Origin of the sequence: Phocaeicola sp. RTP21359st1_B8_RTP21360_211022, assembly GCF_040911965.1 — a bacterium.
Taxonomy (GTDB): domain Bacteria; phylum Bacteroidota; class Bacteroidia; order Bacteroidales; family Bacteroidaceae; genus Phocaeicola; species Phocaeicola vulgatus.
Genome location: NZ_JBDFXP010000017.1, coordinates 1 through 12,022, shown reverse-complemented (window position 1 = coordinate 12,022; position 12,022 = coordinate 1). Strand labels below are relative to the sequence as shown.

Below are 12,022 nucleotides of genomic sequence, written 5' to 3'. Positions count from 1 at the left end.
AATGGCTCGCGTAAATAGACTTGAAAAAGGGATTGGTTGATTAATAAAGACGAAAATAAATTTTGCCATAACGCAAAAAACTAATATCTAAAGATACATAAACTTTAGATAATAACAAAGCCCAGACTGGAAAAGTCCGAGCTTTGTGCATAAATAAATAGAAAGATCGTATTAATATCCTAATTCTTTTTCCAAAGAATCATATTCAGCTCTATTTAACTTCCAATAAATATTTAGCAAATAATTTCCCCACAAAGCTTTATTATCAGGCTTTAATTCTTTTGCCTTCTCATAATATGGTTTAGCTTTCTCATACAACTCTTTAATCTTATTTTCGTTTTCATTGTATTTGGGATCATCAATAGCTAACTTTGCATTTTCCTCAACAATAATCTGGGCTGGGAAAAAATAACAATCACCAATCTTTGAATATGCTTCAGCAACTAAATCTCCGTTGTTTGAAATAATTTTATTAAATATAGCAACTGCATCATCATACTGCTTTTTCTCATACAATAAGATACCTTTTACATAAAGATAGTACGGAGTTTCACTCGTAGCAAGCAATTTATTAATTTGAGCCAAACCCTCATCAACCATACCTTTTTGAATATAATAATCCATAATATTACCAACAAAGTATTCTTGCTTAGGAAACAATTCAGTACCTTCTTTGATTACTTCAAGCCATTTTGCAGAATCACCACCTTCTTTCTGACCATATGTTTCAGCCAAGCACATTAATGCTCTATAACCTTCTTCTTTATGATTCTTACCTATATTGCCATATTTGATGACAGCTTGATTGTCTTTCAGCATATTAGCAGCTAAAGTTGCATAACAAGCATATAATGCATTCAAAGTGTCAGCCTTCAACTCATCATCATCAGCAAACATAGGCTCGTTTACTACATCAACAAATAATCCAAAATATTTTAGAGCATCAGCATAATCTCCTTTATTGTAAGCATCACCACCACCATTAACTAGGTTTAAACGCAAAGTCTTCAAAGCATCTGCATTCTTCTTTCTGAATTTGGGTTTCTTTAACTCACCACTTTGGACTTTAGCCTGCTCTATTTCATCGCATTTCAAGTAGAAGTCATACATCTTAGCTAAGCTGTTATAAAGCTTAGTTGTATCTGCCTGACCTCCGGGTAAATAAAGTTTCATGTTTTCTTCATCATAAATTGCTTTCTGAAAATCTCCAGCTAATTTCCATGTTTCCGGATCATTAGCGGTTTCAGGATTAGTTAAAGCCGGTTCGATAGCTTTTGCAGCTTCTTCAGGTTTGCTTTTCAAGGATTTAGCCTCCTTAACAACACTTACTTGTGCAGACACAAAGCAAGCTGTTAACAATAAAGCCACTGTAAATAATACTTTTCTCATGATTTTGTGGATTTAATAATACAATTTATTTTATTCTTCACTATTTGCTTCGGCAGTTAAATCTGAATTAGTATCAGAATTAGTAGTACCACCACTCTCTCCTTCAGTTATATTTTCAAGATCTGTATTTGAATTTTCATCTGTAACCTCTTCTTCAGATGTCACCTTACATACAGAGCCTATTTGGTCATTACGTTTCTCCAAATTTATCAATCGCACACCTTGTGTTGCACGTCCCATGATGCGGACTTCAGCGACTTTTAAACGAATTGTAATACCAGATTTATTAATAATCATCAAGTCATTCTCATCTGTAACAGACTTGATAGCTACCAATTTACCCGTTTTATCTGTAATATTCAACGTTTTTACACCCTTACCGCCACGATTGGTCTTACGATAATCTTCGATATCAGAACGTTTACCGTATCCTTGTTCAGAAACTACCATAATTGATTCAGCTTCAGGATCTTTTATACAAATCATACCGATAACTTCATCGCCACCATCTTCATCCAAAGTCATACCACGCACCCCTGTAGCCGTACGTCCCATAACACGAACCGCACTTTCGTGAAAGCGAATTGCACGCCCGTTACGGTTAGCAATAATGATTTCATTATCACCGTTAGTCATACGAACTTCAATCACTTTATCATCCTCACGAATAGTTATCGCATTAACACCATTCTGGCGAGGCCGTGAGTATTGTTCCAACAAAGTCTTTTTAATGACGCCATTCTTTGTACAGAACAGCACATAATGGCTATTAATGAACTCGGTATCATTAAGGTTTTTCACACGTAGATATGCTGTAACCACGTCATCGGAATCAATATTCAGCAAATTCTGAATAGCGCGTCCTTTAGCATTTTTAGTTCCTTCGGGAATTTCGTAAACTTTCAACCAATAGCACTTACCTTTCTGAGTGAAGAACATCATAGTATTGTGCATTGTAGCCGGATAAATATGCTCTACAAAGTCTTCATCACGGGTTTCACTTCCTTTTGATCCAACTCCACCCCTATTTTGGGCACGGAATTCTGATAAAGGAGTACGTTTGATATATCCCATATGAGATATCGTGATAACCATCTGATCATCAGCATAAAAATCTTCCGGATTAAATTCTTCTGAAGAATAAACTATTTCAGACCGACGCGCGTCCCCATACTTCTCTTTTACCTCTACTAACTCATCTTTGATTACTTTTTTACAAAGTTCATCATTTGAAAGAATTTCTTCATAATAAGCAATCTGTTTCATCACCTCTTCATATTCTGCGTGAAGCTGATCTTGCATCAAACCTGTTAATTGGCGCAAACGCATTTCTACAATAGCACGTGCCTGAATTTCACTCAGATTAAAACGTTCTATTAACCCTGCTATGGCATCATTAGGGGTTTTTGCAGCACGAATAATACGGATCACTTCATCAATATTATCAGAAGCTATAATCAATCCTTCAAGAATATGAGCACGCTCCTGTGCCTTCCGTAAATCATACTGAGTACGACGAATTACCACATCATGACGATGTTCTACAAAATATCTGATTAAATCTTTCAGATTCAACATTTTGGGGCGACCATGGACCAGAGCGATATTATTTACTCCAAATGAAGTTTGCAGAGCTGTCATTTTGAACAATTTGTTCAGCACCACACTAGCATTTGCATCACGTTTAACATCAATAACAATACGCATACCTTCACGGTCGGATTCATCATTTACATACGAAATACCATCAATCTTCTTGTCATTGACTAAAGATGCGATATTTTCAATCAATTCCTTCTTATTTACATTATAAGGAATTTCATTAACTATGATCTTGTCATGTGTAGTATGAGTTTCTATCTCAGCCTTAGCACGCATCACTACTCTACCACGTCCGGTTTCGTAAGCATCGCGTACCCCGCTTATACCATATATATATCCACCTGTAGGGAAATCCGGTGCTTTTACATATTGCATAAGCCCTTCAATATCAATATCATTATTGTCAATGTAAGCAATACATGCATCGATTACTTCAGAAAGATTATGGGTAGGCATATTGGTTGCCATACCTACAGCAATACCGGATGCTCCATTTACCAACAAGTTAGGAATCCGTGTTGGCATGACAGTCGGTTCCTGCAACGTGTCATCAAAATTATTCTGAAAATCAACAGTTTCCTTATAAAGATCCTGCATCATCTCTTCACCTATTTTCTTTAATCTTGCTTCCGTATAACGCATGGCAGCAGGGCTGTCACCATCAACAGAGCCGAAGTTACCCTGACCATCTACCAACGGATATCTCATAGCCCAATCCTGAGCCATTCTGACCAAAGCTCCATACACGGAAGAGTCACCATGCGGGTGATATTTACCCAAAACTTCACCTACAATTCTTGCTGATTTCTTATAAGCTTTATCGGAGGTATTTCCCAGTTCAATCATACCATATAAGATACGTCTATGAACCGGTTTAAAGCCATCGCGAACATCCGGGAGGGCGCGCGCAACAATTACTGACATTGAGTAATCAATGTACGACGACTTCATTTCCTCTTCGATGTTAATCTTTATAATTCTGTCTTGTTCTAGCATTTAAACAAATATTAATTATACATCTTTTTGGTTTACCAAAAACCACGCTAAAGTACTACTTTTATACGACATACGAAACAAAACCCATAAAAAAGTTAAGTCTATTAAATGTTTTTACTTATATAAGTAAAAAGTATCCCTATACCTTATTTTATAGTATATAGTGATTATCACTCCCACTTCTCATTTACTTTGTGAATAGTTCGCTATAACCCTTATTTTTGTTTAATCCATTTAGCCTGTCAAAGCTTGGCATACATTTTGTTATGCTAATATAAATAAGAAAACAATGGTATGCATTGTTATTATGTGTATCTTTGCACACTGGGAAATAAATACTATACTTTAGGAGGACGATAAATTTATGAACAATCAATTTACACAAAGAGTGTCCGATATCATCATGTATAGCAAGGAAGAAGCCAACAGGCTGCGAAATAGCTATATTGGTCCCGAACACTTGTTGTTGGGACTGATACGTGAAGGTGAAGGAAAAGCTATCGAGATTTTGTTTAATTTGCAAATAAACTTACAGGACATAAAAAATCAGTTGGAGGCCATTGTGAAAAACAATGCAGAAAATGACACCACCTATGACGAGAATATTAGCTTTAATGACAAAGCATCCAAAGTGTTAAAGCTATGTATTCTAGAGGCTAAGTTATTGAGAAACATTGCGGCTGACTCTGAACATATTTTGTTAGCAATTATGAAGGTCAAGGATAATGCAGCTTTCCACGTCTTGGAAAGCAATGGCGTAACATACGAAAAAATCAAACTCACTTTACAACCAGACACCCATGCAGGTCTGGGGTTCAGTGAGGACGAGGATGAAGACGAGGATATACGTCAGAGTCCAAGTGGCAATAAATCAAATGCAGCACAACAGCAGGCACGCCCGGCACAAAAAAAGCCGGCTAATGACACTCCTGTACTCGACAATTTCGGCACAGACATGACAAAAGCTGCCGAAGAAGGAAAACTAGATCCTGTAGTTGGCCGGGTGAAGGAAATAGAGCGACTGGCACAAATATTGAGCCGTCGCAAGAAAAACAACCCAATTTTGATTGGCGAACCGGGAGTCGGCAAATCTGCCATTGTTGAGGGACTTGCATTACGGATTGTGGAAAAGAAAGTATCACGTATCTTATTTGACAAACGAGTGATAGCTCTTGATATGACTGCCGTTGTCGCAGGCACTAAATATCGTGGACAATTCGAGGAACGTATTCGTTCTATCTTAAACGAGTTGAAGAAGAATCCTAACATCATTCTTTTCATCGATGAAATCCACACTATTGTGGGAGCAGGTTCTGCAGCGGGCTCAATGGATGCAGCCAATATGTTGAAACCCGCATTGGCCAGAGGCGAGATTCAATGCATCGGAGCGACGACGTTGGACGAATACCGCCAAAACATTGAAAAAGACGGTGCATTGGAACGTCGGTTCCAAAAGGTTATTGTAGAACCAACAACTGCAGAAGAGACACTTCAGATATTGAAAAATATCAAGGATAAATACGAGGATCATCATAATGTGAACTATACAGATGCAGCCCTTGAAGCTTGTGTGAAACTAACAGACCGATATATCACAGACCGTAACTTCCCCGATAAAGCGATAGATGCTTTAGATGAAGCCGGCTCGCGCGTACATCTTACTAATATCACTGCTCCTAAAGAAATAGAAGAACAGGAAAAACTGATTGATGAGATGAAATCTCTTAAAAATGAAGCTGTCAGGCTACAGAATTTCGAACTGGCCGCCAGTTATCGTGACAAAGAGAAAGAATATACGAATCAGCTTGATACCCTGAAGGAAGAATGGGAAAAAAGTCTGAAGGAAAACCGGGAAACGGTAGATGACGAACAAATAGCTGAAGTCGTTTCCATGATGTCAGGCGTACCTGTACAAAGAATGGCACAGGCTGAAGGAATGAAATTATTAGGAATGAAAGACGATCTGCTTTCTAAAGTTATCGGTCAGGACAAAGCAATCGCCACACTGGTAAAAGCTATTCAAAGAAGCCGTGTAGGCCTGAAAGATCCTAATAAGCCGATTGGTACATTCATGTTTCTAGGTCCGACAGGTGTCGGCAAGACTCATTTGGCCAAGGAGTTAGCGAAACTAATGTTCGGTTCAGCAGATGCACTTATCCGCATTGACATGAGTGAATATATGGAAAAATTCACCGTATCCCGTCTGGTAGGAGCACCTCCCGGATACGTAGGTTATGAAGAAGGTGGGCAGCTGACGGAGAAAGTAAGGCGTAAACCCTACTCTATCGTTTTATTGGATGAAATTGAAAAAGCGCATCCCGATGTATTCAACATATTGTTGCAAGTGATGGATGAAGGTCGGTTGACTGACAGTTATGGCAGAACTGTAGACTTTAAAAATACCATAGTCATCATGACATCTAATATTGGAACCCGCCAACTGAAAGAATTCGGAAAAGGAATCGGATTTGCCGCCCAGGTCCGTACTGATGACAAAGAATACTCGCGCAGCGTGATTACAAAAGCTTTGAATAAGTCTTTTGCGCCCGAATTCATCAATCGTTTGGACGAAATAATAACTTTCGACCAACTCGATCTGGATGCACTGACCCGGATTATTGATATTGAACTTAAGGGCCTTTACAGTCGTGTGAAAAACATTGGTTACAAGCTTGTTATTGACGAAGATGCCAAAAAGTTTGTAGCCACCAAAGGTTACGATGTACAGTTTGGAGCACGCCCATTGAAACGTGCCATCCAAAACAACTTGGAGGATGGCATCTCCGAGCTGATACTTGGATCAGAAATGGCAGCTGGTGACACGATCAAGGTAAGCTATGACAAAGAAAAAGACCTCATTGTCATGACTGTGGAAAAGTAAAGAGTCCAAAGTTATTCAAAAAATAACAGACAAAATGTCAGATATCACTGTATCTGGCATTTTTTTTGCCCATCATCCAACAAAAAGACGATTCAAACGTATATATAACATAATAACTTAAAACCATAAATAGTATGCAAAAAGGAAATATTGGGGTAACCACTGAGAACATTTTCCCCATCATTAAAAAGTTCTTATACAGTGATCATGAAATATTCCTCCGTGAATTAGTTTCTAATGCAGTAGATGCCACACAGAAGCTGAAAACCCTTGCATCTAAAGGTGAATTCAAAGGAGAGATGGGAGATCTTACCATTAAAGTAAGCTTAGGAAAAGATACCATCACCATTTCCGACCGGGGTATCGGACTTACAGCCGAAGAGATCGACAAATATATCAATCAGATAGCTTTTTCAGGTGCTAACGACTTCCTTGAAAAATATAAAGATGATGCCAATGCCATCATCGGACACTTTGGTCTGGGTTTCTATTCTGCCTTCATGGTAGCCAAAAAAGTGGAAATCATCACAAAATCCCACCAAGAAGGAGCACAAGCTGTGAAATGGACTTGCGACGGAAGCCCTGAGTTCACTATCGAAAACGTTGAAAAAGAAAGCCGCGGATCGGATATTATCCTTTATATAGATGATGACTGCAAGGAATTTCTGGAAGAAACACGTATTTCTTCATTGCTGACTAAATATTGCCGCTTCCTTCCTATCCCCATTGCATTCGGCAAAAAGAAAGAATGGAAAGATGGAAAGCAGGTTGAAACAAACGAAGACAACGTAATCAACGAAACCTATCCTTTATGGACACGCAAACCGGTAGAGCTGAAAGACGAAGATTATAAGAAATTCTATCGGGAGTTATATCCTATGGCAGACGAACCTCTGTTCTGGATCCACCTGAATGTGGATTATCCGTTCAATCTGACAGGTATTCTGTACTTCCCGAAAGTGAAGAGCAACATTGAATTACAAAAAAACAAAATCCAACTTTACTGCAACCAGGTCTATGTCACCGACTCGGTAGAAGGTATTGTTCCAGACTTCCTGACCCTGTTACACGGAGTGATTGACTCACCGGATATCCCGTTGAACGTATCCCGTTCTTACTTGCAGAGCGATTCCAACGTGAAGAAAATCTCCACTTATATTTCTAAGAAAGTATCAGACCGCCTGCAAGCCATTTTTAAGAATGACCGCAAAGAATTCGAGGAGAAATGGGATGATTTGAAGATTTTCATCAACTACGGCATGTTGACTCAAGAAGATTTCTACGAAAAGGCTAATAAATTTGCTCTGCTGAAAGACACAGATGACAAATATTATACTTACGAAGAATACCAAAGCTTGATCAAAGATAACCAAACAGATAAGGACGGCAACTTGATTTATCTGTATGCTACCCATGCAGACGAACAATACAGCTACATTGATGCGGCCAAAAACAAAGGCTACAACGTATTGTTAATGGATGGTCAGCTGGATGTAGCCATGGTAAGTATGCTCGAACAGAAATTTGAAAAGAGCCGCTTCACCCGTGTGGACAGTGATGTAATTGACCACCTGATTGCTAAAGAAGAGCGCAAAGATGCCAGTTTGGAAGTTGGCCAACGCGATATTCTATCTTCCGTATTCCGCAGTCAGTTACCACAGATGAAGAAAGTGGAATTCAATGTGGAAACACAATCTTTAGGCGAGACAGGAACTCCTATCATGATTACCCAAAGTGAATATATGCGCCGTATGAAAGAAATGGCCAATATCCAGGCAGGTATGAGTTTCTATGGAGAAATGCCGGATATGTTTAACTTGGTTCTGAATGTCGACCACAAACTGGTGAAACAAGTTTTGAATGATGCGGACAACTCTTGCAAAGCTGCTCTTGAACCTATTGAAGCTGAAATGACCAGTCTGAATAAACGTCACGACGAACTTCACAAAGCACAGGAAGGTAAAAAAGCCGATGAAATACCTCAAGCAGAAAAAGATGAATTAAGTGATGTTGAGAAAAAGTTGGCCGATGAAAAGACCAAGAAAGAAGCTGTTTTAGGTGAATACGCAGGTGGTAACAAAGTAATCCGCCAATTGATTGACCTTGCTCTGTTACAAAACAACATGTTGAAAGGTGAAGCTTTGACAAACTTTGTAAAACGCAGTATCGAACTGATTTAACAAATCTATCACATTTTGCTATCAAAAGCGTCGGGAAGTTCATTTCCGGCGCTTTTTTATTCTAAAAAACGATTGGAAACGAAGATTTCTTTCTATATTTGGAGCGACACATACAAAGATTCGACATCCATGAAACATTATCTATATATACTTTTTCTTCTCTTTTTACTACTTCCTCCCATCCATGCACAGAAAGTGGGACTGGTACTGAGCGGAGGAGGTGCCAAAGGCCTAACCCATATCGGCATTATCCGCGCATTAGAAGAAAACGGTATCCCCATAGATTATATTGCAGGCACATCCATGGGAGCCATTGTCGGTTCACTTTATGCCATGGGCTATTCTCCCGATGAAATGGAGGCTTTACTCAAATCCGATGACTTCAAACGCTGGTATTCAGGTAATGTGGAAGAGAAATACATCTATTATTTCAAGAAAAATCCTCCAACACCCGAATTTATCAACATCCGTATCTCCTTAAAAGACTCGCTGAAGAATGTCAAACCTCAGTTTTTGCCTACCAGCATTGTAGATCCCATTCAGATGAATATTGTATTTCTGCAATTATTCGGTCAGGCAACAGCTGCAAGCAAGGCCAATTTTGACAGCCTGTATATTCCCTTCCGCTGTATAGCTTCGGATGTGTACAACAAAAGACCACTGATATTGAAAAAAGGAGATCTGGGAGATGCCGTACGTGCCTCCATGAGTTTTCCTGCCATGTTCAAGCCTATCGAAATAGACTCGATACTGGCATACGACGGTGGCATTTACAATAATTTTCCAGTGAATGTAATGCGTGATACCTTCCATCCAGATATCATTATAGGAAGTGCCGTATCCGCCAATCCGGGCAAACCCAAGGAAGGTGACATTATGGGGCAACTGGAAAATATGATTATGCAAAAGACAGATTACTCTTTACCCGATTCCCTCGGCATCCTCATGACTTTTAAATATGATGATGTCAATTTAATGGACTTCCAGCGCTTTGACGAGTTGCATGACATTGGTTATAAACGTGCCATAGAAATGATGGACTCCATAAAAAGCCGAATTCATCGAAGAATCACCCCCGAACAAGTGAAAGTTAAACGACTGGCCTATAAGAGCAATTTACCGGTTTTCCGTTTCAAAAGAGTTAATATAACCGGTGCCAATGAACAGCAAAAGCAATATATACAAAAAGAGTTTCATGAAAACGACTCCGATGTTTTCACTATGGAGGATGTCAAACGAGCATATTTCCGTTTGTTGTCCGATAATATTATATCCGAAATCATTCCTCATGCCGTTTATAATGAGAAAGACCAAACCTACGACTTGAATCTTCAGGTCAAAATGGAGGCCAATCTCTCCGTTCGTGTCGGTGGAAACGTGTCTTCCAGTGGCTCCAATCAAGTCTATTTTGGTGCTTCTTATCAAAACTTGAACTATTATTCAAAAGAATTTAATTTTGACGGACAGTTAGGCCGGGTCTACAATAATGTACAACTTGCAGCACGAATCGATTTTCCAACCAAACTGCCTACATCTTATAAATTCATAGCCTCGATCTCTACCTTCGATTATTTCAAAGAAGCCAAATTCTTTTCCAACAAAGACAATCCGGCTTTCAACAAGAAAAGGGAAGAGTTTGTAAAATTGAAGGTGTCATTACCGTTTCTAAGCCGTAAAAAAGCTGAATTCGGTGTAGGTATAGCCCGTATGGAGGACAGGTACTTCCAAACCAATATCATCGACTTCAGCGAGACAAAACATGATGAAAGCACTTATTCTATCTTCGGAGGCTCTATCGTATTGGAAGGAAGTACCTTGAATGCCCGCCAATTTGCCACACAAGGAAGTCGTGAAAAAATGGCTGCACAAATTTTCACCGGCACAGAACATTTCAGATCAGGTGTATCCAAAGTGACTAAAGGCACACCGGAGCCTTATAAAAAAGTACAATCCTGGCTTCAAGTTTCATATCAGAACGAAACATACCATAAGGTAAGCCCTAAGTTTACTTTGGGAGCGTATCTGGAGGCATATTACTCATCCCGAAATTTCTCCAACAATTATACGGCTACATTAATGCAGGCAGGAGAATTCACTCCGACAGCCCATAGCAAAGTAACCTATAATGAGGCTTTCCGTGCTAATCAATATGCCGGAGTCGGCACCATGCCCATCTACCAGTTAAGCGAGTCTTTTCAATTACGCGGAGAATTTTATGGATTTATACCCATCTTTCCTATCAAGAAAGATGAATATGGACAAGCATATTACGGGAAAGCTTTCACAAAATTCGAATATCTTGGAGAAATTTCATTAGTCTTTCAATTATCGTTCGGTTCTATCAGTGCCTATGTAAATCACTATAGCTCACCGTCTAACGATTGGAATGTAGGTTTAACACTAGGCTGGCAGCTGTTTAATTCCCGTTTCGTCGAATAATTTTTAGAAAAAAGTTTTAGTAAAACGCTTGCATTTTCAAAAAAAGTCCGTATCTTTGCACCCGTTAAAACGAAAGAACAATAAACAATGGCCGCGTAGCTCAACTGAATAGAGTAGCTGACTACGGATCAGCCGGTTACAGGTTTGAATCCTGTCGCGGTCACCACCAAAAAGTTCGATTAGTTTTACAATGGCCGCGTAGCTCAACTGAATAGAGTAGCTGACTACGGATCAGCCGGTTACAGGTTTGAATCCTGTCGCGGTCACTACTAAAATATTAAACAACGGTCGCGTAGCTCAACTGAATAGAGTAGCTGACTACGGATCAGCCGGTTACAGGTTTGAATCCTGTCGCGATCACAAAAAAGACTATCTGAAAAGATAGTCTTTTTTGTGTTTTCTTGAGTCAGTCTAGAATTAGGATGGCTCAGTTTGAAAACGGAGGCTCAATTTTCAAACGGCTCAGCGGAAATTTCTGGTTGTTAAGTTTTAAAATTAGCTACCTTTGCTTACCTTTGTTTTATGAAACCCGAAC

The 12,022-nt window shown here is 39.2% G+C and carries 5 protein-coding genes and 3 tRNA genes; 6 read left to right on the top strand and 2 right to left on the bottom strand.

The features are described 5' to 3' along the window. Positions 1–171: 171 nt before the first annotated feature. Both AB5062_RS10545 and gyrA read right to left on the bottom strand, forming a co-directional pair. Positions 172–1,389, bottom strand: a complete 1,218-nt coding sequence (locus tag AB5062_RS10545) for a hypothetical protein (RefSeq protein ID WP_005852494.1) — start codon at positions 1,387–1,389, stop codon at positions 172–174. Positions 1,390–1,419: 30 nt separating this feature from the next. Further along, a complete protein-coding gene (gene gyrA / locus AB5062_RS10540) occupies positions 1,420–3,987 on the bottom strand; it encodes a DNA gyrase subunit A (protein ID WP_005844612.1) in 2,568 nt (855 codons plus the stop codon). Between the two features lie 364 nt (positions 3,988–4,351). On the opposite strand from gyrA, the gene AB5062_RS10535 reads away from it, so the two are divergent. The 6 genes from AB5062_RS10535 to AB5062_RS10510 all read left to right on the top strand — a co-directional run bounded on the left by AB5062_RS10535 (position 4,352) and on the right by AB5062_RS10510 (position 11,847). Beyond that, the gene (locus tag AB5062_RS10535; RefSeq protein WP_005844614.1) at positions 4,352–6,868 is read left to right on the top strand and encodes an ATP-dependent Clp protease ATP-binding subunit; all 2,517 of its coding nucleotides are present in this window, start codon (positions 4,352–4,354) and stop codon (positions 6,866–6,868) included. 134 nt (positions 6,869–7,002) lie between these two features. Next, a complete protein-coding gene (gene htpG, locus AB5062_RS10530) occupies positions 7,003–9,048 on the top strand; it encodes a molecular chaperone HtpG (protein WP_005844616.1) in 2,046 nt (681 codons plus the stop codon). Positions 9,049–9,177: 129 nt separating this feature from the next. Continuing rightward, positions 9,178–11,487: a patatin-like phospholipase family protein gene (locus tag AB5062_RS10525; protein ID WP_057250652.1), complete on the top strand. Its 2,310-nt coding sequence runs from the start codon at positions 9,178–9,180 to the stop codon at positions 11,485–11,487. Between the two features lie 89 nt (positions 11,488–11,576). Further along, positions 11,577–11,653, top strand: a tRNA-Arg gene (locus AB5062_RS10520). A 26-nt stretch (positions 11,654–11,679) separates the two neighbouring features. Beyond that, positions 11,680–11,753 (top strand) — tRNA-Arg (locus tag AB5062_RS10515). Positions 11,754–11,773: 20 nt separating this feature from the next. Beyond that, a tRNA-Arg gene (locus AB5062_RS10510) sits at positions 11,774–11,847 on the top strand. The last annotated feature ends 175 nt before the right edge of the window (positions 11,848–12,022 follow it).